The 20,604-nt window shown below is 67.5% G+C and carries 26 protein-coding genes; 12 read left to right on the plus strand and 14 right to left on the minus strand.

Annotated elements, in window-relative coordinates; all coding sequences use genetic code 11:
- Nucleotides 1-62 precede the first annotated feature (62 nt).
- Together AC1RMY_RS05485 and AC1RMY_RS05490 are read left to right on the plus strand one after the other, a co-directional pair.
- Nucleotides 63-1,772: an AMP-binding protein gene (locus tag AC1RMY_RS05485; RefSeq protein WP_492862941.1), complete on the plus strand. Its 1,710-nt coding sequence runs from the start codon at nucleotides 63-65 to the stop codon at nucleotides 1,770-1,772.
- Between the two features lie 126 nt (nucleotides 1,773-1,898).
- The gene (locus AC1RMY_RS05490; RefSeq protein ID WP_492862942.1) at nucleotides 1,899-3,011 is read left to right on the plus strand and encodes a sulfite oxidase; all 1,113 of its coding nucleotides are present in this window, start codon (nucleotides 1,899-1,901) and stop codon (nucleotides 3,009-3,011) included.
- Nucleotides 3,012-3,015: 4 nt separating this feature from the next.
- Here AC1RMY_RS05490 and mtaB read toward each other — a convergent pair whose 3' ends face one another.
- Both mtaB and dapF read right to left on the minus strand, forming a co-directional pair.
- On the minus strand, nucleotides 3,016-4,305 hold the full coding sequence (mtaB, locus tag AC1RMY_RS05495; RefSeq protein ID WP_492862943.1) for a tRNA (N(6)-L-threonylcarbamoyladenosine(37)-C(2))-methylthiotransferase MtaB: 1,290 nt from the start codon (nucleotides 4,303-4,305) through the stop codon (nucleotides 3,016-3,018).
- Nucleotides 4,305-5,189, minus strand: coding sequence for a diaminopimelate epimerase (gene dapF / locus AC1RMY_RS05500; protein WP_492862944.1), 885 nt, complete (start codon nucleotides 5,187-5,189; stop codon nucleotides 4,305-4,307). The genes mtaB and dapF overlap by 1 nt, the downstream gene beginning before the upstream one ends.
- Before the next feature lie 208 nt (nucleotides 5,190-5,397).
- Here dapF and AC1RMY_RS05505 point away from each other — a divergent pair, with 208 nt between their 5' ends.
- Nucleotides 5,398-6,231: a GyrI-like domain-containing protein gene (locus AC1RMY_RS05505; protein WP_492862945.1), complete on the plus strand. Its 834-nt coding sequence runs from the start codon at nucleotides 5,398-5,400 to the stop codon at nucleotides 6,229-6,231.
- A 21-nt stretch (nucleotides 6,232-6,252) separates the two neighbouring features.
- Here AC1RMY_RS05505 and AC1RMY_RS05510 read toward each other — a convergent pair whose 3' ends face one another.
- From AC1RMY_RS05510 to AC1RMY_RS05525, 4 genes are all read right to left on the minus strand, one after another.
- A complete protein-coding gene (locus AC1RMY_RS05510) occupies nucleotides 6,253-7,311 on the minus strand; it encodes an MBL fold metallo-hydrolase (protein ID WP_492863565.1) in 1,059 nt (352 codons plus the stop codon).
- Nucleotides 7,312-7,358: 47 nt separating this feature from the next.
- Nucleotides 7,359-7,958, minus strand: a complete 600-nt coding sequence (locus AC1RMY_RS05515) for a class I SAM-dependent methyltransferase (protein ID WP_492862946.1) — start codon at nucleotides 7,956-7,958, stop codon at nucleotides 7,359-7,361.
- A gap of 17 nt (nucleotides 7,959-7,975) precedes the next feature.
- Entirely contained in the window at nucleotides 7,976-8,602 is a 627-nt protein-coding gene (locus AC1RMY_RS05520) for a LysE family translocator (protein WP_492862947.1), read from the minus strand.
- A gap of 98 nt (nucleotides 8,603-8,700) precedes the next feature.
- Nucleotides 8,701-9,282 carry a nitroreductase family protein gene (locus tag AC1RMY_RS05525; RefSeq protein WP_492862948.1) on the minus strand — a complete coding sequence of 194 codons (582 nt, stop codon included), beginning with the start codon at nucleotides 9,280-9,282 and terminating at the stop codon, nucleotides 8,701-8,703.
- 16 nt (nucleotides 9,283-9,298) lie between these two features.
- Between AC1RMY_RS05525 and AC1RMY_RS05530 the strand changes: the two genes are divergently transcribed.
- Nucleotides 9,299-10,333, plus strand: coding sequence for a LysR substrate-binding domain-containing protein (locus AC1RMY_RS05530; RefSeq protein WP_492862949.1), 1,035 nt, complete (start codon nucleotides 9,299-9,301; stop codon nucleotides 10,331-10,333).
- On the opposite strand, the gene AC1RMY_RS05535 is transcribed toward AC1RMY_RS05530, so the two are convergent.
- The gene (locus tag AC1RMY_RS05535) at nucleotides 10,306-10,875 is read right to left on the minus strand and encodes a CAP domain-containing protein (protein ID WP_492862950.1); all 570 of its coding nucleotides are present in this window, start codon (nucleotides 10,873-10,875) and stop codon (nucleotides 10,306-10,308) included. The two genes, AC1RMY_RS05530 and AC1RMY_RS05535, sit on opposite strands and share 28 nt — an antisense overlap.
- Before the next feature lie 64 nt (nucleotides 10,876-10,939).
- Nucleotides 10,940-11,368, minus strand: coding sequence for a hypothetical protein (locus tag AC1RMY_RS05540; protein ID WP_492862951.1), 429 nt, complete (start codon nucleotides 11,366-11,368; stop codon nucleotides 10,940-10,942).
- Between the two features lie 359 nt (nucleotides 11,369-11,727).
- Between AC1RMY_RS05540 and ffh the strand changes: the two genes are divergently transcribed.
- The 6 genes from ffh to trmD all read left to right on the plus strand — a co-directional run bounded on the left by ffh (nucleotide 11,728) and on the right by trmD (nucleotide 16,017).
- The gene (ffh, locus tag AC1RMY_RS05545) at nucleotides 11,728-13,323 is read left to right on the plus strand and encodes a signal recognition particle protein (RefSeq protein ID WP_492862952.1); all 1,596 of its coding nucleotides are present in this window, start codon (nucleotides 11,728-11,730) and stop codon (nucleotides 13,321-13,323) included.
- Complete coding sequence (locus AC1RMY_RS05550; protein ID WP_492862953.1) at nucleotides 13,320-13,583, plus strand: hypothetical protein; 264 nt, start codon at nucleotides 13,320-13,322, stop codon at nucleotides 13,581-13,583. Before ffh ends, AC1RMY_RS05550 begins: the two co-directional genes overlap by 4 nt.
- Before the next feature lie 43 nt (nucleotides 13,584-13,626).
- Nucleotides 13,627-13,986: a 30S ribosomal protein S16 gene (gene rpsP / locus AC1RMY_RS05555; RefSeq protein WP_492862954.1), complete on the plus strand. Its 360-nt coding sequence runs from the start codon at nucleotides 13,627-13,629 to the stop codon at nucleotides 13,984-13,986.
- Nucleotides 13,987-14,136: 150 nt separating this feature from the next.
- The gene (rimM, locus tag AC1RMY_RS05560; RefSeq protein ID WP_492862955.1) at nucleotides 14,137-14,664 is read left to right on the plus strand and encodes a ribosome maturation factor RimM; all 528 of its coding nucleotides are present in this window, start codon (nucleotides 14,137-14,139) and stop codon (nucleotides 14,662-14,664) included.
- Complete coding sequence (locus AC1RMY_RS05565; RefSeq protein ID WP_492862956.1) at nucleotides 14,654-15,331, plus strand: HAD family hydrolase; 678 nt, start codon at nucleotides 14,654-14,656, stop codon at nucleotides 15,329-15,331. Before rimM ends, AC1RMY_RS05565 begins: the two co-directional genes overlap by 11 nt.
- A complete protein-coding gene (gene trmD, locus AC1RMY_RS05570; RefSeq protein ID WP_492862957.1) occupies nucleotides 15,328-16,017 on the plus strand; it encodes a tRNA (guanosine(37)-N1)-methyltransferase TrmD in 690 nt (229 codons plus the stop codon). The genes AC1RMY_RS05565 and trmD overlap by 4 nt, the downstream gene beginning before the upstream one ends.
- Here the strand turns inward: trmD and AC1RMY_RS05575 are convergent.
- Together AC1RMY_RS05575 and AC1RMY_RS05580 are read right to left on the minus strand one after the other, a co-directional pair.
- On the minus strand, nucleotides 16,008-16,430 hold the full coding sequence (locus AC1RMY_RS05575) for a rhodanese-like domain-containing protein (protein ID WP_492862958.1): 423 nt from the start codon (nucleotides 16,428-16,430) through the stop codon (nucleotides 16,008-16,010). The genes trmD and AC1RMY_RS05575 overlap by 10 nt on opposite strands.
- 7 nt (nucleotides 16,431-16,437) lie before the next feature.
- Nucleotides 16,438-17,640: a pyridoxal phosphate-dependent aminotransferase gene (locus AC1RMY_RS05580; protein WP_492862959.1), complete on the minus strand. Its 1,203-nt coding sequence runs from the start codon at nucleotides 17,638-17,640 to the stop codon at nucleotides 16,438-16,440.
- A gap of 228 nt (nucleotides 17,641-17,868) precedes the next feature.
- On the opposite strand from AC1RMY_RS05580, the gene AC1RMY_RS05585 reads away from it, so the two are divergent.
- The gene (locus tag AC1RMY_RS05585) at nucleotides 17,869-18,684 is read left to right on the plus strand and encodes a transglutaminase-like domain-containing protein (protein WP_492862960.1); all 816 of its coding nucleotides are present in this window, start codon (nucleotides 17,869-17,871) and stop codon (nucleotides 18,682-18,684) included.
- A gap of 31 nt (nucleotides 18,685-18,715) precedes the next feature.
- Here the strand turns inward: AC1RMY_RS05585 and AC1RMY_RS05590 are convergent, their stop codons facing one another.
- The 4 genes from AC1RMY_RS05590 to AC1RMY_RS05605 all read right to left on the minus strand — a co-directional run bounded on the left by AC1RMY_RS05590 (nucleotide 18,716) and on the right by AC1RMY_RS05605 (nucleotide 19,960).
- Entirely contained in the window at nucleotides 18,716-18,910 is a 195-nt protein-coding gene (locus tag AC1RMY_RS05590; protein WP_492862961.1) for a hypothetical protein, read from the minus strand.
- Nucleotides 18,907-19,119 (minus strand): hypothetical protein, encoded by a 213-nt coding sequence (locus tag AC1RMY_RS05595; RefSeq protein WP_492862962.1) that lies wholly within the window; start codon nucleotides 19,117-19,119, stop codon nucleotides 18,907-18,909. Before AC1RMY_RS05595 ends, AC1RMY_RS05590 begins: the two co-directional genes overlap by 4 nt.
- Before the next feature lie 392 nt (nucleotides 19,120-19,511).
- Entirely contained in the window at nucleotides 19,512-19,745 is a 234-nt protein-coding gene (locus AC1RMY_RS05600) for a hypothetical protein (protein WP_492862963.1), read from the minus strand.
- Between the two features lie 14 nt (nucleotides 19,746-19,759).
- Nucleotides 19,760-19,960 carry a hypothetical protein gene (locus AC1RMY_RS05605; RefSeq protein WP_492862964.1) on the minus strand — a complete coding sequence of 67 codons (201 nt, stop codon included), beginning with the start codon at nucleotides 19,958-19,960 and terminating at the stop codon, nucleotides 19,760-19,762.
- A gap of 135 nt (nucleotides 19,961-20,095) precedes the next feature.
- On the opposite strand from AC1RMY_RS05605, the gene AC1RMY_RS05610 reads away from it, so the two are divergent.
- On the plus strand, nucleotides 20,096-20,590 hold the full coding sequence (locus tag AC1RMY_RS05610) for a YaiI/YqxD family protein (protein ID WP_492862965.1): 495 nt from the start codon (nucleotides 20,096-20,098) through the stop codon (nucleotides 20,588-20,590).
- Nucleotides 20,591-20,604: the final 14 nt, after the last annotated feature.

Here is a 20,604-nt window from a genome sequence, read left to right on the forward strand (position 1 = left end):
ACCAAAAAGCACCGGCACGCCCGTTTGACGGGCGCAATGCGGGGCGACAGGGGAGGATGACGATGAATGCGACCAGTGCCGCACAGGCGAAGCCCGATCCGCGGCCCTGGCTGGCTCATTATCCGGCGGCGGTGCCGCCGCAGATCGGCGATCCCGGCACGCTCGCCGATCTGATCGCCCGCGCCTGCGAGAAATATGCCGAGCGGCCCGGCTTCGAGAGCTTCGGCAAGACGATCTCTTTCGCCGAGACGGGGGCTGCGGCGCGCGCCTTTGCTGGCTGGCTGCAATCCAGGGGCTTCCGAAAGGGCGACCGCATCGCGCTGATGATGCCCAATATCCTGGCCTATCCGGCGACGATCTTCGGCGCCCTGATCGGCGGCTATACCGTCGTCAACGTCAATCCGCTGTACACGGCCCGCGAGCTTGCGCACCAGATCAACGATTCCGGCGCCCGCGTGCTGGTCGTGATCGAAAATTTCGCCCATGTCGTCGAGGAGGCGAAGCCGCTCCTGAAACTCGATACCATCGTCGTCGCCACGGCTGGCGACCTGATGGGCTTCAAGGGGCATATCGTCAATTTCGTCGCCCGCCGGATCAAGAAGGTGGTCAAGCCGTTCAACCTGCCGGATTACGTCCCGCTGAAAACGATCCTGGCCGGAACGGAAGAGATGTCGCCGGTGACGGTGACGCCGGAGGACGTCGCCTTCCTGCAATATACGGGCGGCACGACCGGGGTCGCCAAGGGCGCGACGCTGACGCATCGCAACGTCGCCTCCAATGTCGAGCAATGCGGGCTCTGGCTCGGCTGGGCACTGGAGCCGCCGTTCGGGCGCAGCGACTACCAGCACGTCATGGTCACGGCGCTGCCGCTCTACCACATCTTCGCCCTGACATGCTGCTGCCTGTTCATGCTGCGGATCGGCGCCAAGGGGCTGCTGATTGCGAATCCGCGCGACATTTCCGGCTTCGTCAAGACGTTGAAGGCGAGCCGCTTCACGCTGATTTCCGGCGTCAACACGCTCTACAACGCGCTCTCCAACCATCCCGAATTCGCGAAGGTGAGCTTCGCTGAACTGCGCTTCGCCGTCTCGGGCGGGATGGCGACACAGGCCGCCGTCGCCAAGCACTGGAAGCATGTCACCGGCCGGCCGATCATCGAAGGCTACGGCTTGTCGGAGACCTCGCCGGTCGCCTCGATCAACCGGCCCGACATCTCCGAATTCACCGGGACGGTCGGGTTTCCGCTGCCTTCGACGGACATGGCGATCCGCGACGCCGAGGGCAACGACCTGCCGATCGGCGAGGCCGGGGAAATTTGCATCCGCGGCCCGCAGGTGATGGCCGGCTACTGGAAGCGGCCGGACGAAACCGCGAAAGTGATGACGGCGGACGGCTTTTTCCGCAGCGGCGATATCGGCGTGATGCAGCCGGACGGGCAGATCCGCATCGTCGACCGGATGAAGGATATGGTGCTGGTTTCCGGCTTCAACGTCTATCCGAACGAGGTCGAAGACGTCATCGCGATGCATCCCGGCGTGCTGGAATCGGCGGTGATCGGGCTGCCCGACGAGCATTCCGGCGAGGCGGTGACCGCCTTCGTGGTGCGCAGGGACGACACGCTGACGGCAGACGAACTGCGCGCCTTCTGCAAGGAGAGCCTGACCGGCTACAAGGTGCCCAAGCAGATCTTCTTCCGCGAGAGCCTGCCGAAAACCAATGTCGGCAAGGTGCTGCGGCGGGCGCTGCGCGAGGAGGTCGCGACCAAGGCGTGAGGGAAGTCGAAGATGCGCGTTCGGCGCGCCATCGCCTTCGAGGGAGGGCTGGTCTAAGCTCAGCGGGACGACATCGCGCTCTGGCCTTTCGGGCCTGCTCCACCGCGCCAAACGGAGAGTGGCTGTTTGCCTCGTGCCCTGCTCGAACTGCCGCTCCTGCGCCGCCTCAAGCCAGGCCTCTATGTTCACGACGACGACGCGCTGAATGCGGAACCGGCGCTCGACCTGCTCCGTGATCCGATCACGCCGATCGACGCCTTCTTCATTCGCAACAATGGCGACGTGCCGCAGATCGAGGCGGGCCGCGACTGGACGCTGACGATCGACGGGGAGGTCGAGCGGCCGGCCGTCTGGACGGTCGCGGGTTTGCGCGAGAGCTTCGAGATGGTGACCGTCACCGCCGTGCTCGAATGCGCGGGCAATGGCCGCTCGCAATTCTCGCCGGAGACGGACGGTCTGCCATGGCGGCTCGGAGCCGTCGGCTGCGCGCGCTGGACCGGCGTGCGGCTGAAGGATGTGCTGGAGCATGCCGGTGTCCTGCGATCGGCGGTCTATACCGGACATTATGCGCCCGACCGGCTGATCACGGACCCTTCCCGGCCGGCCTTGTCACGCGGTTTGCCGATCGCCAAGGCGCTGAGCCCGGAAACGCTGATCGCCTTCGCCATGAACGGCGAGCCGCTGCCGCCTCTGCATGGCGGGCCGTTGCGGATCGTGGCGCCGGGCTTTCCCGGCTCGGCCTGGCAGAAATGGCTCGACCGGATCGCGCTGCGCGCCAGCGAGCATGACGGTGCGAAGATGCGCGGCACCGATTACCGCATGCCGATCCGGCCGGTGCGTCCCGGCGAGCCGCTCGACGAAAGCCAGTTCGCGGTCATTACCGACATGCCGGTGAAGTCGCTGGTGACTGCGCCCGTACATGGCTTCACCGTTCCCGTCGGTGGTGAACTGCGCGTCTCCGGTTTCGCCTGGAGCGGCGCGATCGCGCTCGCGGGCGTGCGCGTCTCCTGCGATGGCGGCGCGAACTGGTGCGAGGCCATGCTGGAGGACGGCGAAGGGCCTTTCGCCTGGCGGCGTTTCAGTGCCGAATTCGGGGTTGAACGCGCGGGGCCGCTCGCCGTGCTGGCGCAGGCGCGCGACGTCGCTGGCAATGTCCAGCCGTCGGAAATCGCATGGAATCCGCGCGGCTATTGCAACAATCAGGTCCAGCGCGTCGGCGGCGCGGCGCGGGAGGGCTGAGCGCCTACGCCGCCAGCAAGGCGCGCTCGTCCGCCCGGCCTGCCGAGACGGGCACGATTTCCCCGGCGGTTACGTCACGAGCGAAGCGGACCAGCGTGAAATCCTCGGCGCGGCCGGTGTTGCCGCGCTCGGTCAGGACGCTGAGCTTCCGGCCGAGGCGCGCGTCGAGATGGGCGGCATGGGCGGTGGCGGCGGCAGCGCGCAGGCGGGCGGCCCGCTCGGAGACGACCTCACCCTGGAGCTGCGGCATGCGCGCGGCCGGCGTGCCCGGGCGGGCCGAATAGGGGAAAACGTGGACGAAGCTCAGCCCGCATTCAGCGATCAGGTCGAGCGAGCGGGAAAACATCGCTTCGTCCTCGGTCGGGAAGCCCGCGATCAGATCGGCGCCGAAGGCGATGTCGGGCCGCAATTCGCGCATCTGCGTGCAGAAGCGGATCGCATCGTCGCGGCCATGGCGGCGCTTCATCCGCTTCAGGATGAGGTCGTCGCCCGCCTGGAGCGAGAGATGCAGATGCGGCATCAATCGGCTTTCGGTGGCGATCGCATCGCGCAGGTCGTCATCGACCTCGACGGCGTCGATAGAGGACAGCCGCAGGCGCGGCAGTTCGGGAAGGGCCCGCAGGATCGCGCGGACGAGCCGGCCGAGTGTCGGCGCGGCTCGGTTGTCAGAGCTTGCGAGGTCGCGGCCATAGCTCGTCAGGTCGACCCCGGTCAGGACGAGCTCGCGGGCTCCGGTCTCCACCAGCCTGCGGCATTGCGCGACCACGGCATCGAGCGCGAGCGAGCGCGAATTGCCGCGGCCGAAGGGGATGACGCAGAAGGTGCAGCGGTGGTCGCAGCCATTCTGCACCTGTACGAAACCGCGTGTCTGCCTCGCCGAGCGACCGCCATCGACCGCGCCGAGCATGGTCTGCGCCATGATGTCGCCGACGGCGATCTTGTCGCTTGGATCGCCTTCGGCCGCGGTCGCCAGGCTGTTCGAGCGGGCGAGGCCGGCCCAGGTCGCGGACTGCATCTTCTCGGCATTGCCGATGACGCGCGCGGTCTCCGGCATCTGCGCGAAGCGCTCCGGTTCGATCTGCGCGGCGCAGCCGGTGACGACGACCGGCCGGTCGGGCCTCTCGCGCCTGAGACGGCGGATGGCCTGGCGGGCCTGCCGCGTCGCCTCGGCGGTCACGGCGCAGGAATTGACGATGGCGAGGTCGGCAATGCCGGCAGCCTCGGCCTGGCGCCGGATCGCCTCGCCTTCGACGATGTTGAGGCGGCAGCCGAAGGTGACGACCTCGAGGGTCATCAGGCCGCGGCCTCGAACAGTTCGGGCGCGAGCGTGCCTTCCCATTCGAACTCGACCGGACCGGTCATCAGGACATGGCCGTCGCTCTCGCGCCATTCGATGGTGAGATCGCCGCCCGGCAGGCTGACCACGGCCTTGCGCGCCGAAAGCTCGCGGCGCACCGCTGCGACGAGGGCCGCGCAGGCGCCCGAGCCGCAGGCCTGAGTGATGCCGGCGCCGCGCTCCCAGACGCGCAGGACGATGTGATCGGGCGCCGTCACGGCGGCGAGTTCGATATTGGCGCGATCGGGGAAGATCGGGTGGTTCTCGAGCAGAGGGCCGATCTGCTCCAGATTGAAGCGCCAGGGATCGTCGACGAAGAACACGGCGTGCGGATTGCCCATGTTGACGGCACAGGGCGTGTGCAGGATCGGGTCGTCGATCGGCCCGATCTGGAGCTCGAAATGAGCGGTATCGTGGAACGGCTCGGCCAGCGGGATCTCGTCCCAACTCAGGCGAGGGGTGCCCATGTCGACCGTGAAGACGAGCTCGCTCTCGCGCCGCGCCGGCAGCAGGCCGGCCTTGGTCTGCAAGGTCAGTGTTCTCTTCGAGGCATCGCCCATGGCGGGGTCGGCGAGCATCGCCCAGGCGACGCAGCGCGTGCCGTTGCCGCAGGCGCCGGCCTCCGAACCGTCGGTGTTGTAGATCCGGATGAAAGCGTCGGTGCCTGGCGTCTGCGCGTCGTGCAGGACCATGAGCTGGTCGAAGCGGGCGCGGGGCTCGGATGCGATGGCGCGCGCGTCGCTTTCGCTGACTCGCAGCTTCGTTCCGCGCAGGTCCAGCACGGTGATCTGGTTGCCGAGACCGTTCATCTTGAGGAACCGGCGATGGGCCAGGGCGTTCATCGTGTCACACATCCCATGAAGTGCGGTTCTATGATGGAGGCGACGCGAAAAAGCCACCCTCCAGATCATTTCTTGGCGTAAGTGGACATTCTATGTTGCGCTGCAAGAGCGCGAATCGCTTTCCAGATCGTTTGCAGTGAGCAGGACCATCACGATGCGGCATTCCCGGATTGCTGTTGTGGCGCTGAGCGTTCTGCTGTGCGCGCCAATGGCTGCTTTCGCCCAGACGCGCATCGCGCCGCCGACGGCGGTCGAATCGGCGCCGCTGGCGCCTCCGCCCGGCGCTGCCGTTCCGGCGCAGGCGCAGCCAGTTCCCAATCCCCCTGCCGCCGTGCCGGAACCGGTACCGGGGCCGCAGCCGGTCCAGCCGGCGCCGGCGCCGCAACGTCCGGTGACGCCGGAGCCGGTGCAACCCGCCCCGACTCCCCAGATGCCGCTCGAGCCGCAGCCCGTGCAGCCGCCGCCGACTTTGCCGCCTCCGGGGCCGGTGCAGCCTGTCCAGCCGCCGACCCAGCAGCAGACGGGTGTTCCCGATCCGAACGCCACGCTCGCCGGCAAGCGCGGCGATCCGAGCGATGTCGATCCGGTGCTGCTGGTCGCCAAGCCCGTCCTGATGCTGTCGGGCTCATCGACCTGGGACGAGGGCTTCAAGCGCCTGACCGAGAGCTTCCGCATCCTGCGCCAGGAGGCGGCGCGGGCGCAGCTTCCGATCGCGGGGCGGCCGTTGACGCTGTTCGTCGAAACCGACGACAACGGCTTCCGCTATGAGGCGATGCTGCCTGTCGGCCAGGGGCCGGCCGGCGATCGTTCCTCTGCTTTCGGGAACGGCGTTCGCCCTGGTCTGTCGCCCGCGGGGCCGTCGCTGCGCTTCGTCCATATCGCGCCCTATGACGACATCGACTCGACCTATGAGACGATCACCGCCTATCTCGAGGCCAAGAGCATCACCGTGAAGGATGCCTTCCTCGAGGAATATGTCGGCGAACTCACCGATCCGGCCGACCCCAATCTCGAAATCAACGTCTACGTCCAGCCGCGATAGCGGCTGGTCAGGCCGTCCAGCTCAGGCACTCCAGCTAAGGCCCGGCCGCATCGGCCTGAAGCGCTCCTCGGGCAATCCGGCCTCCACCAGCGCCGCCGCCAGCGCGGCCGGCGGGCGCTCGATGCCCTCGTCGGTGAGCTGGAAGGTGCCCCAGTGATGGCCGAGCGCCTGCTCGGCCCGAAGCGCCAGCATGACCTTCACCGCTTCGTCCGGGTTCATGTGGTTGTCCGACATGAACCAGCGCGGCTCATAGGCGCCGATCGGCAGCACCGCGAGCCGGAACGGGCCGTGCTCGGCGCCCAGGCGCTGATAGAGCGAGCCGTCGTGATAGCCGGTGTCGCCGACATGGAAAATCTTCGTCTCGGCTGCCTCGACGACAAAGGAGCACCACAGCGCCATGCGACGGTCGAAGGCGCCGCGCGCCGACCAATGATAGGTCGGCACCAGCGTCACCGAAACCGTTTCCGACAGCGCGAGACGGGCCGACCAGTCATGCGCCTCGGCGCGGGCATCGGGAATGCGGGCGCGGACGATCGTATCGTTGCCGAGCGGCATGATCATGCGCGGCCGGTCGCGCTCTTGCAGCCGGGCCAGAGTCTCGATGTCGAGATGGTCGTAGTGGTTATGCGTGATCAGGACCACGTCGATGCGCGGCAGGTCCGAAAAGGCGACGCCGGGTTCGTTGACGCGGCGCGGGCCGATGAAGGAGAGCGGGCTCGCCCGCTGCGAATAGACCGGGTCGATCAGCAGGTTCAGCCCCGCGACCTGATAGAGGAACGAGGCATGGCCGAGATGGACGATCCGGACCCCGTCGACGCTGGCCGGGGGCTTGTCCTGCGGCGGGGTGGGATAGCGCTCGGGAAAAACCTCGCGCTCGCGCTTCGAGGTCTGCCATTTCAGCACGTCGGCGAGACCCTTGGTGACCGGCCTGCCGTCGGTGAAGACGACGCCGTCGAAGTTCTCCGTCACCGGCCCCTGGTAATAGGGGTTGCGGGAGCGGGAGATCGCGGCCCAGGCGGCACCGGTCGTGCCGAGGATCGCGGGGATGCCGAGGAGGGAGAGCAGCTTGCGACGGTTCATGGCGAAGAAGGTGGGGCTCCGCGGCATCGGGTCAAGCCCCCACGCTTTCACGCTCGCTTGACGGCGGTCGCGTGCAGCCAGCGCGTCGGCTCGCCATCATAGCCGCCGCCGAGGTTTTCGGCGAGGTCGAGCGTCTGCCAGCGACCTGCGCCATAAGCGCCTTTCAGCCAGTCGGGTGAGGGATAGTTGTAGTAGCGGCCGAAGCGGTCGCGCCCCTCCTCGGTGCCTGCCTTGAAGCTGGCATAGAACACGCCGCCCGGCTTCAGCGCGGCATGGATGCGCTCGATGATGCCGGGCAGGGCGCTGCGTGGCACATGCAGCAGGCAGGCATTGGCCCAGACACCGTCGAAGACCTCCCGCGCGTCGATATCCTCGAAGAGCAGCACCGTGACCGGCCGCCCGAGGCGCTGGCTCGCCTGCTCCGCAAGCTCGGGCGAACCGTCCGTCGCCACCAGGTCAAGCCCGCGCGCCAGCAGTTCGACGCTGTCATGGCCGCCGCCGCAGCCGAGTTCGAGCACGCGGGCGCCGGAGGGGACGGCGGCTGCGAAGGCCGCGATACGGGCATGCTCGGCCTCGCGCGAGCGCCCGGCATAGGCCCGCGCTTCGGCGGCGTAGAAATCCAGGGTGGCGGCGTCGCGGGCGGTCATGCTCATTCGTCCTGTCGTCAGCGCGCGCTGGTTCGCATCGCGACGGTGGCGATGCCGGCTCCGATCAGCAGGGCGCCGCCGGTCCGGTTGATGGCGCGGATCGCGCGTGGGCTCTTCACCACGGCGCGGGCGCGGGAGGCGACCAGGGCGTAGCCGAAGGCGTTGGCGGCGGCGAGCGTCACGAAGGTCGCCTCGAAGACCAGCATCTGCGTCCAGAAATCCGCCTTCGGATCGAGGAACTGCGGCAGGAAGGCGACGAAGAAGGTGATGCTCTTAGGGTTCAACGCCGTCACCAGCCAGGCGTGGCCGAGCATCTTCAGCGACGAGACGGCATCCTCGCGCGGCTTGGCGTCTAGCGTGCCGCCGGCGCGGAACAGCTTGATGCCGAGCCAAATCAGATAGGCGGCACCCACCCATTTCAGCGCGGTGAACACGGTCGCGGAGGTCGCCAGCAGCGCGCCGACGCCGAGCATCGAGAGCGTCATCGCCGTGAAGTCGCCCAGCGCCACGCCGGCCGCCGTCGGCAGCGCCGTGCGCCAGCCTTGGCCGAGCGCATAGGAGACGACGAGCAGGATCGTCGGGCCGGGAATCACCAGCAGGACGGCGGTCGCGGCAGCGAAAGCGGCCCAGGTTTCGAAGGTCATGGCAGGCTCCGGGGTGGTGGCTGTGGCGAGCCATCCTGAGTTCGACCGATTTGTAAAGCGACGGGACTGAGCGCTGGTGGGCTGGGAGCGACCACCGCCTATTCGGGCCAGCGGCCGGAAAAGACGAAGGACCTCGCCGGATTCCGCATGCGCGCGGCCAGTTCGCGGTCCCGAAGCTGCTGGGGCAGGTTCGACGGGTCGCCGAGATGGCCGATCGCGATGGCCGAGACCGGCTCGCATTCCGCTGGAATGCCGAACTCGATACGAGCCCGGCCCTGGTCGAATCCGGCCATCTGGTGAAGATGCAGACCGAGCGCGGTCGCCTGAAAGGTCAGATGGGCGACCGCTTGGCCAAGGTCGTAGCGCGCATAGGCGTTGACGCTGCCGTCCGCCTTGGTGGTGCGTGCGATGCTGATCACGAGCAGGGCTGCATTGCCGGCCCAACTCGCATTGGCTTCATTCAGGCAGCCCAGCAGCCGGTCGAAATCCGCTGTGCCACGCGTCGCATGGATGAAGGCCCAGGGCTGGAGATTGTTCGCCGAAGGGGACCAGCGCGCAGCCTCGAACAGCGAAGCGACGGTGGCATCGTCGATCATGTCGGCTGCGAAGGCCCGGGGGCTCCATCGGCCGGCCAGGGTGGGCTCGATCGGATGGTCCGTGACGGCGGTCTTGTCGGTCATGTGATGCCTCATTGTGATGGCTTCCTCTGCCACGCTTGCGCCGGCGGCCGAACTGAGCAATTTTCGGAAGCATGTGCGGAAAACTCACAGGTTCGTGCGATTGTCCCGGAAACTGCCATCACTCAACGCGGTGAAGACATTCGAGGCGGCGGTCCGGCACGGCACGACAACTGGCGCCGCGGCTGAGTTGGCGGTCACGCATGGTGCGGTGAGCCGTCAAATCCAGCAGCTTGAACAATGGATCGGCCGGCCACTGTTCAAGCGGGAGGGCGGCAGGCTGGCCGTGACGGAGGCCGGCGCCGCTTATGCCGGGATCGCGGGGCGAGCGCTGGACCTCCTCCACGATGGAACGCGGGAACTGCTGGAGGTGAGCGATCATGTCGTGCGCATCAGCACGACCTCCTCCTTCGCCTCCGAATGGCTGATGCCACGCTTGCCGGCCTTTCAATCGCAGCATCCACAGATCGAAATCTGGCTGGAGGAAGCAAAGGACATCGTGACGCCGCGCTCTGGTGGCTGCGACCTTGCCATTCGCATGGGGACCGGCCCATGGCCGGGCGTGACCGCCGAACCTTTCATGAACGACAGGCTGGTTCCCGTCTGCACGCCCGAGATGGCCGCGACGCTGAAATGTCCCGACCATCTCGGCCTGGTGCCGCTGCTGCATGATGGCGATGCGCAGGCGGGATGGGGCCGTTGGCTTCGGGAGACCGGTGTCGAGGTCGGGCAGGCCACGGCAAAGCGCTTCGGGATGGGGCCGCGCTTCGCCAGTTCGTCTTTGCTCTTGCGGGCCGCGGCGGCGGGGCAGGGCGTCGCGCTGGCCCATGAGCGCCTCGCCGAAACATGGCTGGCAAGCGGAAAGCTGGTTCGCCCCTTTGCGGAAGCGGTCGAACTCGGGCCGGCCTACTGGCTTGTCACACGGCAGACAGTCGAACCACGCCGTCCGCTCCGGATATTCCTGGCATGGTTGGAGACGCAGGTAGCTCCAGCGGGGTCGGAGCACGGCAAGCCGGCTTCCGTTGTTCAGCGCGTCCGGTTCGAGCCGAAATAGGCGACAGGGCCGACCGGCATCTCGACGCGGCGTGCGGGGTCGCCGGCGACGACGAGCGCCCACCAGGCGCGGTATTGCGTCTGCGGGTTCTTGGCCAGGGCGATGCCGAAGCGCGTGGCTTCCGCCATGCGCAGATTGACGTCGTGACCGCCGGAGGCGCGCCAGCCGGCGAAGGCATCCGCGGTTGAATAGTAGCCGCCGCCGACGTTTTCGGCGACGCGCGCTCCGCCGAGGCCGGCGGCCTGAACGCGGGTGGTGAAGTTGCCGGCGGCATCATGGGAGAGCGAGTTGGAGGCTGCCATCGCATTGGCCTGGCGCTGGGCCATCGCGGTCAGGGTCGGGTCGAGCCTGACCGGGCCGAGCCCCTGGCTGGCGCGATAGGCATTGAAGATGCGCGTGGCTTCGGCGGGATCGAGCCGGACCGTGGCGAGGCGGTCGGTCGCGCCCTGGCTGAGCGAGGTCGTGCGCTGGGGCTCGCCGGCGCAGCCGGCGGCGATCAGGGCGATGGCAAGCAAGGCGAAGCGCGAAGGCAGCAGTTTCATGGTCAGCTCTCAGGTGAGGGGCGGAAGCATCAGGTCCGGGAGGAACTGGCGCAGCGTGCTGGAATCAGCCACGTCCGCCGGCGATGACGCGGCAGAGCGCGTCGCGCACGTAACCCTCGGGAGCGACCTGCCCGGCCTGCACGACGAAGGCGGCGTCGACGCGGGTGGCCGGGCCGCTCTGGCGGGCGGTGACGCGCAGGTGCTGCGGCCGGCCCGAGCCGGTGGTTTCCTGGATCGCGACGACGGAACTGGTGGCATGGTCGACGCGGATGCCGGCGAAGCCCTCGGCTGAGACGGCCGCGGCGAGGTTCTTAAGGACGGCTGCCGGTGCCTTGCCCTTGATGAGGTCCCAACTGCGATAGGTGATACCGGTGACCATCGGCACGCCATCGGCCTTGAAATTGCCCGGGCAGGCCTGCGCGAGCGCCTGCGAGGCGCCCAGCACCATTGCGGCAACGCCGAACAAGCAGGTCTTGATGGCTCTGGCGGTCATCTTCGGTCTCCACGGGACAGGGGCAACGTGTATAGACGAGCAGCGGGAGCGCTCAAAGCCGGGGCGATGGATCGTCGGTTGATGAGGCTCCCGCGCCCGCAACCTTGACTTTCGCCACATTCTCCGGCTTTAACGCCTCCATCCGTTTCGCCGACATCGTCGAGACCGCATCCGCCGACCGGGCCGCGTCATTGCTTCATGAGCCCGGAGGTCAACGCCCGACAGCGCGTCTGCGCCCTCGGGCGCGAAACCGTTTGGCGGTACGGTCGAGGCTGTGACGGTGAGTTTTTTGAGCATGAAGTGGTCCGAAAACCGGTATCCACTTTTCGGCTTCATGCTCGTGAGGCAGGCAGGTCCGCATGTTCGGCACTCTGAGCGACAAGCTGTCAGGCATCCTCTCGGGCCTCACCCGCAGGGGTTCGCTGACCGAGGAGGACGTCAACGCCGCGCTGCGCGAGGTGCGCAAGGCGTTGCTCGAGGCCGACGTCGCACTCGAGGTCGTGCGCTCCTTCACCGACAAGGTCCGCGAGCGGGCTGTCGGCGCCGAGGTCCTGAAGTCGATCACCCCCGGCCAGCAGGTCATCAAGATCGTCAACGACGCGCTGATCGACATGCTCGGCGGTGAGGGCGAGGGCATCAGCTTCGACGCCGTGCCCCCGGTGCCGATCCTGATGGTGGGTTTGCAGGGGTCGGGTAAAACGACCTCCACGGCCAAAATCGCCAAGCGCCTGACCGACCGCAACAAGAAGCGTGTCCTGATGGCCTCGCTCGACACGCGCCGTCCGGCCGCGATGGAGCAGCTCGCCATCCTCGGCACGCAGGTCGGCGTGGCGACGCTGCCGATCGTCGCCGGCCAGTCGGCGGTGCAGATCGCCCGCCGCGCGATGGAGGCGGGCAGGCTCGGCGGCTACGACGTCGTGATGCTCGACACTGCCGGCCGCGTCACGCTCGACGAGGCGCTGATGGCGGAGGTGGTCGAGGTCAAGGCCGCGACCAACCCGCACGAAGTGCTGCTCGTCGCCGACGCGCTGACCGGCCAGGATGCCGTCAACACGGCACGCGCCTTCGACGGCCGCGTCGGTTTGACCGGCATCGTGCTGACCCGCATGGACGGCGACGGCCGCGGTGGCGCGGCGCTGTCGATGCGTGCCGTCACCGGCAAGCCGATCAAGCTCGTCGGCACGGGCGAGAAGGTCGATGCACTCGACGATTTCCATCCGTCCCGCGTCGCCAATCTCATCCTCGGCATGGGCGACATCGTCGGCCTCGTCGAGAAGGCGGCCCAGACGGTCGATGCCGACAAGGCCCAGGCGCTGGCGCAGCGCCTCGCCAAGGGCAATTTCGACCTCTCCGACATGCGCATGCAGTTCGAGCAGATGGGCAAGATGGGCGGCCTCGGCGGCGTGATGGGCATGCTGCCCGGCATGAAGCAGATGCAAGGCCAGCTCGCCTCGGGCATGGGCGACAAGCTGTTCAAACAATCGATCGCGATCATCGACTCGATGACGCCGGCCGAGCGCAAGAACCCCGACATCCTCAAGAACAGCCGCAAGAAGCGCATCGCCGCTGGCTCCGGCACCTCGCCGGAGGCGATCAACAAGCTGCTCAAGATGCATCGCGGCATGGCCGACATGATGAAGCAGATGCAGAAGCAGAAGGGCGGCATGCTCGGCAAGCTCGGCTCGATGTTTGGCATCGGAGGCGGGATGGGCGGTCTGCCTGCCGGCATGCCCGACCCGTCGAAGATGGACCCGGCGCAACTCGCCGAACTGCAGAAGCAGCTCGGCGCGGGCGGCGGCATGCCGAGCCTGCCTCCGGGAGGCTTTCCCGGATTGCCGAAGGGCGTCACGCCGCCTGCCGGCATGATGCCGAAACTGCCGGGGCTCGGTGGCATGCCGGGCCGGGGATTGCCGGGGCTGGGGGGATCCAACCCCTTCGGAGGCAAGAAGAAGTGACCAAGCCCACCGAAATGCGCGTCGGCATGTTCGACGTGTTCAAGCAGGTCAAGGCGCGTCTCGACGACGCCAACCTGTCCTATGAGACGTCGTCCTATCGCGACGACGCCTTCTCCTTCCTCGTGCATGCGCCGGGTGAATATTGGGAGATCGATGTCCTCGAAGACGGCTCGATCGACCTGGAGATCTTCACCTCGACCGGCATGAAGGACGATCCCTGGGCCGCGATCGACCAGCTGGTCGAAGACAACAAGCCCTGATTTCACCGCAACCAACCAAAACCAAAACCAAGGAAGAACGAGAATGTCTCTCAAGATCCGCCTGACCCGTGGCGGCGCCAAGAAGCGCCCGTACTACCGCATCGTCGTCGCCGACGCCCGCTCGCCGCGCGATGGCCGCTTCATCGAGAAGATCGGTTCCTATGACCCGATGAAGGCCAAGGATTCGGCCGAGCGCGTCGTTCTCGACCTCGAGAAGGCCAAGGACTGGCTCGCCAAGGGCGCCCAGCCGACCGACCGCGTGCTGCGCTTCCTCGACGCCGCCGGCCTGACCAAGCGCCCGGCCCGCAACAACCCGAACAAGGGCACGCCGGGCGAGAAGGCCAAGGAGCGCGCCGAGAAGAAGGCCGCCAAGAGCGCTGCCCCGGCCGAAGCCGAGGCGTGATGCTGCCTCAGGCTCGCGATGCAATTCGTCATGGTCGGGCTTGTCCCGGCCATCCACGTCTTCGCCTGGCGAGACCTGAGTTCAAGACGTGGATGCTCGCCACAAGGGCGAGCATGACGGTGGGCCCGTCTTTGCGCGATGGTGCACGCCATGGCCGCTGACGACACGCTCGTCCTGCTCGGCGTCATCGGCGCCGCGCATGGGATCAAGGGTGAAGTCCGCATCAAGACCTTCACCGGCGATCCCCTTGCGATCGCGGATTACGGCCCCTTGTCCGATGACAAGGGACGCCGCTTCGAGATCGCCGATATCCGCCCCGCCAAGGAGGTGGTGGTCGCCCGGCTGAAGGGTGTTACCAGCCGCGAAGCTGCGGAAGGCCTCAACGGCGTCCAGCTCTTCGTGGCGCGCGACCAGATTCCCGCTCCCGATGACGAGGACGAGTTCCTGCAGGCCGATCTGATCGGCTGTGCCGTTATCGGCCCGGATGGCGCGACGCTGGGCACCGTCACCACGGTCGAGAATTACGGTGCGGGTGACCTGCTCGACATCGCGCTGCCGGACGGCCGTTCGGTGCTGATGCCTTTCACCAAGGCTTTCGCGCCGCGCATCGACATCGCCGCCCGGCAGATCGAGGTCGTTCCGCCCGAGGGGCTGTTCGAGGCCGACAATGACGATTGATACGCCTGTCGGCGCGCTGATCTTCGACATGGACGGCACCATCGTCGACAATATGCGCTTCCATGACGACGCCTGGGAAAGCTGGCATCTCGGCCACGGCCTGCCCTTCGATCGCGCGAGCTTTTTCACCAATACGGCCGGGATGGCGGTCGGCGAGATCGTCGGCCCACATTTTCCCGATGCGGATGCCGAGGAGGTCGCCCGCCTCGGCGAGGCCAAGGAAGCGCTCTATCGCGAGAGCTACCGCCCGCATGTCGCGCCGCTCGCCGGCCTGTTCGCGCTGATGGATCGGGCGGATGCCGCCGGCATCCCGATGGCGGTGGCGTCTGCCGCGCCGCCGGCCAATATCGACGTCGTGCTGGATACACTCGGCCTTCGCCAGCGCTTCGCCACGATCATCGCTCCGAGCCAGGGCTTTCGCGGCAAGCCGCATCCCGATCTCTTCCTCGGCGCTGCCGAGCGCATGAAGGTCGCGCCGGAAACCTGCCTCGTCTTCGAGGACGCGCCGCTCGGCGTCGAGGCGGCGCGCCGCGCTGGCATGCGCGCTGTCGCGATGCTGACCATGCTGGGGGTCGAGGCCTTCGACGCCTATGGCAACGTCATCGCGAGCGTGAAGGATTTCGCGGCGCTGGACGCACTTCCGGCGCTGCGCTTCTCTGCGGCATGAGCTTCCGCGCTTCCGTCCTCACCCTCTATCCGGAGATGTTTCCCGGCCCGCTCGGCGTCTCGCTGGCGGGCGAGGGCCTGCGCAAGGGGCTGTGGTCGCTGGAGACGCACCAGATCCGCGATCATGGCATCGGCCGGCATCGCAATGTCGACGACAACCCAGCCGGGGGCGGTGCCGGCATGGTACTGCGCTGCGACGTTCTGGCGGCGGCCATCGATACGGCCGTTCCGGCCGACGACACGCGCCCGCGTTTGCTGATGTCGCCGCGCGGGCGTCCGCTCAGCCAGCGCCAAGTGCGCGATTGGGTGGCGGGCGAGGGCGTCGTCATCGTCTGCGGCCGCTTCGAGGGCGTCGACGAGCGCGTGATCGAGGGACGCGGGCTGACCGAGGTCTCGATCGGCGACTATATTCTGTCCGGCGGAGAGATGGCGGCGATGGTCGTGCTCGACGCCTGCGTGCGCCTGATCCCTGGCGTGATGGGCAAGGAGCTTTCCGGTCAGGACGAGAGCTTCGAGAACGGCCTGCTCGAGTATCCACACTATACGCGGCCGCGCGAATGGGAGGGCAGGGGCCTGCCGGAAGCGCTGCTCTCCGGCGACCATGCCCGCATCGCGAAGTGGCGGCGGGCCGAGGCCGAGCGGATCACACGGGAGCGAAGGCCGGATCTGCTGAAGCCTCAGGGATAAGGCGTCACGGGCAGTCTCTCGGCGAGCCAACCGCCCGGCCCGAGCATGCCGCCGCGCACGGCGGCGATCTCGCGCCAGCCGCGTCCGGCGAGCTTCTGCACGGTCGCAGCCGCCTGCGCGCCGGTGCGGTCGATCAGGGCGATGCGCTTGCCGGGATTGTCGAGGCGAAGTCCCGCGATCCGAACCTCGAAGGCCGGTCCGTCGACGGAGAGCGGCAGCGCACCTCGTGGCAGGCCGGTGTCGCGCCACTCGTCCACCGTGCGGATATCTATGAGGACGACATGCTTCGCCTGCTCCGCCTCATGCGCCTCGCGGGCGGATAGCGAGGCCGAGCCCTGCCCGTAAACGAAAGAGGCCGGGAGCATGAAGCTCCCGGCCAGAACGAGCCGTCGCGGCAGGCCGCGCGGGGTCATGATCCGATCAGCGCAGTTCGGCGCAGAAGCGCTGGATGCGGCGGCAGGCTTCTTCCAGCTTCTCGTCGGAGGTGGCGTAGGAGATGCGGAAGTTGGGGCCGAGGCCGAAGGACGAGCCGTGGACGGCGGCGACGGCTTCGGTCTCCAGGATGCCCATGACCAGATCCTCGTCGGTCTCGATCTTCTTGCCGTTCGGCATCGTCTTGCCGATCAGGGCCGAGCAGTCGGGATAGACGTAGAAGGCGCCTTCCGGCTTCGGGCAAACGAGGCCGCGGGTCTGGTTGAGCATGGAGACGACGAGGTCGCGGCGGCGCTCGAAGGCCTTCTTGAAGACCGGCAGATGGTCCTGCGAGCCGTCCAGCGCCTCCACGGCCGCCCATTGCGAGATCGCCGAGGTTCCCGAGGTCTGCTGGCCCTGGACGAGGTCCATGGCGTTCATCAGATGCTGCGGACCCGCCGCGTAGCCGATGCGCCAGCCGGTCATGGCGTAGGATTTCGAGACGCCGTTCATGGTCAGCGTGCGGTCATAGAGGCCGGGCTCGACCTGAGCCGGCGTCACGAACTCGAAGTCGCCATAGACCAGGTGCTCGTACATGTCGTCGGTGAGGACCCAGACATGCGGGTGGCGCATCAGCACATCGGTGAGCTTCTTCATCTCGGCGCGGCTATAGGCGGCGCCCGACGGGTTCGACGGCGAGTTCAGGATCACCCACTTGGTCTTGGGCGTGATCGCGCGCTCGAGCTCTTCCGGCTGGAGCTTGAACTCGTTCTCGATCTTCGTCTCGGCGAAGGTCGGGGTGCCGCCGCAGAGCGCCACCATTTCGGGGTAGGAGACCCAGTAGGGCGAGACGCAGATGACCTCGTCGCCGGGGTTCAGCGTGGCGAGGAGCGCGTTGTAGATGACATGCTTGCCGCCGGTCGAGACGATGACCTGGCTCGGCTTGTAGTCGAGGCCGTTCTCGCGCTTGAACTTGCGGGTGATCGCCTCGCGCAGCTGCGGGATGCCGGAGACCGGCGTGTACTTCGTCTCGCCGCGGCGGATGGCGGCGATCGCCGCTTCCTTGATGTTGTCCGGCGTGTCGAAATCGGGCTCGCCGACGGAGAGCGAGATCACGTCCTTGCCCTGCGCTTTCAGGTCGCGCGCCTTCTGCGTGATGGTGATGGTCGCAGACGGCTTCACGCGCTTCAGGGCGTCGGCAAGAAAGGCCATGGGACTGTTCTCCGGGGGGCGGAACGGGGCGCGCCTGGCTGGCGCGCGCGTGGTTTAGGCGTCATGGCGGCCCATCGCAAGCCAGAGTGATTGATCGATCCCAGAAGCGTCACGAATTCGAGCCGGCTCATAGGCCGCTCATATCGGCTCTGGCCGAAAACATGCATAGTGCAGAGCAGGCTGAGGGGCCTTTCTCCAGGGCGCGGTCTTCCGCGCAGAAGGCACCGCGTGAAACTCAGGATCGGCTACGAGCTCGACTACGATTTCCCGCAACCGACGCCGCTGATCCTGGTGCTGAATGTGCATTTCAGCCGGTTCTCGGACCTTGTAACCCCCGACTACATGTGTCTGCGGCCCTCCGTGCCGATGACCGCCTATCGCGACGGCTTCGGCAACTGGTGTACGAGGCTGCTGGCGCCGCAGGGCGCCATGCGGATCACCGCCGATGCCATCATTTCCGACAGCGGCCTGCCGGAGAGCTTCGACCGGAGCGCGGCGCAGGTGCCCGTGGAGAACCTGCCGGAGGAGTGCATCGTCTTCCTGCTGGCGAGCCGGTTCTGCGACTCAGACCGATTGCTCGACCTCGCCTGGCAACTCTTCGGGCATACGCAGCCCGGCGCACCGCGCGTCCAGGCGATCTGCGACTTCGTCAACCAGCGCATCGCCTTCGACTACAACGATGCCAGCGTGACGCGCACCGCGTCCGATGCCTATCGCGAGGGCCGCGGTGTCTGCCGCGACTATGCCCATCTCGCCATCGCCTTCTGCCGGGCGATGAACATCCCGGCGCGCTACTGCACCTGCTATCTCGGCGATGTCGGCACGCCGCCGCCCTGGCCGCCGGGCGATTTCGCTGCGTCCTTCGAAGCCTATCTCAAGGGCGGCTGGCAGATGTTCGATCCGCGCAACAACGTGCCCCGCATCGGCCGCGTGCTGATCGCGCGCGGGCGCGACGCCGCCGACGTCGCGATCGCCACGACCTTCGGGCCGAACACGCTGACGGGGTTCAGGGTCTGGACCGACGAGGTGGCTGAAGCGACCTAGAGAAATTGCGACGCCCTGGAGGGCCTTCTGCTCAGTCGCGGAACGGCCGTGTGGCAGCCGGCTTCTTCGCCCGCAGCGGTGTTTTGCGGGTCAGGCCCTTGCGGGCAGCCGTCGAGGCCTCGTCCTCGGCGGTTTCCGGCGTCGCCGGCTTCACGACAGCCGGCGCGACGGGCTTCTCAGCCTGCTTGCCCTGCTCGGCTGGGTCGATCGTCCTGAAACGGATCATTTCTTCTTTGGTCCCGCCGCCTTGGCGACGACGGCCGCGAAGGTCGCCGGCGCGGCGGCCGTGGCCTTCGGCTTGTCCTTCTTGGGCTTCTTGGCTTCGCGGTTTCCGCGTTGTTCGCCTTTTGCCATCGTCCTGCTCCTTGGCTCGAGCGGCGCGGGGATCGCGTCCTCGGTGATCGTGAAGCGTTCGTCAGGCGCGGCCCGGAACACTGTCGGCAATGTCGCGAGAATCGATCATGGGGCGGCTTTCGCCTGCCGCGGCCGGCCCGGCGGAAGCCGGGCCTCGTCATGTCGAAGCAGGCCTTGAGTCTAGGACAGAGCCAACGTCCACGCACCTGCTTTCTTGCGTGCGGGTGCACTCACCCACATCATCCACACAGGCTCGGCGGCGCAGCACAGCCTTGACGGCGCCGGCGGTCCAGCGGTTGCGGCCGAAACAGGGGAAGCCGCGGCGGTTGAGCCGGCGCGCGATGTCGGCGGGATCGCCGATGCCGACCGAATGGAACTGGTCGATCAGGGCGCCGGCGGCCGAGAGCAGGATGGCGGAGAGGTCCCTGTGCAGCCGCCGCGCGTGCCTCTCAGCCACCCTGTCCCGGGATGCTTCAGCGCGGAGCCTGGCCAAAGCTCGGCTCGACGCCACCCGGCGAAAGCATCACGGCATTGGCATGGCCGCCCTCGAAGAGGGCAAAGCGGATGGCCGCCTTCTTGTCGCGGAAGATGCCTTCCGCCTGGCCCTCGAGGTCGCGCGCGACCCAGAAGCCGGATTGCGAGCGGCCGACAAGGAAGAGATGGCTCGCGCTGTCGAGCCGCGTCCGAAGCGGGCTATGCTGACCCATATCGTGCCGAGTTCTCAGAGCTGCGGCACATGCAGCCAGGCGCGCAACGCGATCACGCCCGCCACGAACGCCAGGAAGACGGCGAGCATCGCCAACTCGCCGAGCAGGGAGCGGGCGCTGTCCCTGCCGCTGCTGCGCGAGGCCGGCAGCGTGTCGTAGATGGCGCGGGCGCGCCGGGCATGGCGGCTGGGGGTGGGGGCGGCAAGCATGGTCATGAGAACCTCCATCTGTCCCGGGGATGTAGGTTCGCTCGCCGTAAGGGCGCGATGCCGAAGACGCGATCCAGGCGTAAAGCGGCCATAAAGGCCGGGCTTGCCTCGACCCGGCGCGCCTGTCATGGCTCCCTGGAAATGGAAACGCCCGGCATCGAGACCCGCAAAGCGATCGCGATCTATGTCGATGCCGATGCCTGCCCGGTGAAGGCTGAGGTCTTCAAGGTCGCCGAGCGTCATCGCCTGCGGGTCTACGTCGTCGCCAACAGCTTCATGCTGCTGCCGCGCGAGCCCTGGATCGAACGCGTGGTCGTCTCCGGCAGCTTCGATGCAGCCGATGACTGGATCGCGGAGCGGGTGGCGCGCGGCGCGATCGTCGTCACCTCGGACGTTCCGCTGGCCGACCGCTGCATCAAGGCCGGCGCCGAGGCCATCGGCCCGACCGGCAAGGCCTTCACCGAGGCCTCGATCGGGATGGCGCTGGCGACACGCGACATGATGGAGGATCTGCGGGCGATGGGGGCTGCGAGCGGCGGGCCGAAACCGTTTTCGCAGAAGGACCGCTCAGCTTTCCTGCAGGCGCTCGACCTGGCGATCCAGCGCTTGAAGCGGGCCGGATTCGTCGCTGCTTGAAGGGAGCGATATGC

The organism is Allobosea sp. GW822-FHT03F07 (genome assembly GCF_058801345.1).

What these genes read in the sequence shown, in the direction of transcription:
- AC1RMY_RS05485 (WP_492862941.1), top strand. Translation starts at nt 63, where the DNA reads ATGAATGCGACCAGTGCCGCACAGGCGAAGCCCGATCCGCGGCCCTGG.
- mtaB (WP_492862943.1), bottom strand. Translation starts at nt 4,305, where the DNA reads ATGACCCTCGAGGTCGTCACCTTCGGCTGCCGCCTCAACATCGTCGAA.
- dapF (WP_492862944.1), bottom strand. Translation starts at nt 5,189, where the DNA reads ATGAACGCCCTGGCCCATCGCCGGTTCCTCAAGATGAACGGTCTCGGC.
- AC1RMY_RS05505 (WP_492862945.1), top strand. Translation starts at nt 5,398, where the DNA reads ATGGCTGCTTTCGCCCAGACGCGCATCGCGCCGCCGACGGCGGTCGAA.
- AC1RMY_RS05510 (WP_492863565.1), bottom strand. Translation starts at nt 7,311, where the DNA reads ATGAACCGTCGCAAGCTGCTCTCCCTCCTCGGCATCCCCGCGATCCTC.
- AC1RMY_RS05515 (WP_492862946.1), bottom strand. Translation starts at nt 7,958, where the DNA reads ATGACCGCCCGCGACGCCGCCACCCTGGATTTCTACGCCGCCGAAGCG.
- AC1RMY_RS05520 (WP_492862947.1), bottom strand. Translation starts at nt 8,602, where the DNA reads ATGACCTTCGAAACCTGGGCCGCTTTCGCTGCCGCGACCGCCGTCCTG.
- AC1RMY_RS05525 (WP_492862948.1), bottom strand. Translation starts at nt 9,282, where the DNA reads ATGACCGACAAGACCGCCGTCACGGACCATCCGATCGAGCCCACCCTG.
- AC1RMY_RS05530 (WP_492862949.1), top strand. Translation starts at nt 9,299, where the DNA reads ATGGCTTCCTCTGCCACGCTTGCGCCGGCGGCCGAACTGAGCAATTTT.
- AC1RMY_RS05535 (WP_492862950.1), bottom strand. Translation starts at nt 10,875, where the DNA reads ATGAAACTGCTGCCTTCGCGCTTCGCCTTGCTTGCCATCGCCCTGATC.
- AC1RMY_RS05540 (WP_492862951.1), bottom strand. Translation starts at nt 11,368, where the DNA reads ATGACCGCCAGAGCCATCAAGACCTGCTTGTTCGGCGTTGCCGCAATG.
- ffh (WP_492862952.1), top strand. Translation starts at nt 11,728, where the DNA reads ATGTTCGGCACTCTGAGCGACAAGCTGTCAGGCATCCTCTCGGGCCTC.
- rpsP (WP_492862954.1), top strand. Translation starts at nt 13,627, where the DNA reads ATGTCTCTCAAGATCCGCCTGACCCGTGGCGGCGCCAAGAAGCGCCCG.
- rimM (WP_492862955.1), top strand. Translation starts at nt 14,137, where the DNA reads ATGGCCGCTGACGACACGCTCGTCCTGCTCGGCGTCATCGGCGCCGCG.
- AC1RMY_RS05565 (WP_492862956.1), top strand. Translation starts at nt 14,654, where the DNA reads ATGACGATTGATACGCCTGTCGGCGCGCTGATCTTCGACATGGACGGC.
- trmD (WP_492862957.1), top strand. Translation starts at nt 15,328, where the DNA reads ATGAGCTTCCGCGCTTCCGTCCTCACCCTCTATCCGGAGATGTTTCCC.
- AC1RMY_RS05575 (WP_492862958.1), bottom strand. Translation starts at nt 16,430, where the DNA reads ATGACCCCGCGCGGCCTGCCGCGACGGCTCGTTCTGGCCGGGAGCTTC.
- AC1RMY_RS05580 (WP_492862959.1), bottom strand. Translation starts at nt 17,640, where the DNA reads ATGGCCTTTCTTGCCGACGCCCTGAAGCGCGTGAAGCCGTCTGCGACC.
- AC1RMY_RS05590 (WP_492862961.1), bottom strand. Translation starts at nt 18,910, where the DNA reads ATGATCCGTTTCAGGACGATCGACCCAGCCGAGCAGGGCAAGCAGGCT.
- AC1RMY_RS05600 (WP_492862963.1), bottom strand. Translation starts at nt 19,745, where the DNA reads ATGGGTCAGCATAGCCCGCTTCGGACGCGGCTCGACAGCGCGAGCCAT.
- AC1RMY_RS05605 (WP_492862964.1), bottom strand. Translation starts at nt 19,960, where the DNA reads ATGACCATGCTTGCCGCCCCCACCCCCAGCCGCCATGCCCGGCGCGCC.
- AC1RMY_RS05610 (WP_492862965.1), top strand. Translation starts at nt 20,096, where the DNA reads ATGGAAACGCCCGGCATCGAGACCCGCAAAGCGATCGCGATCTATGTC.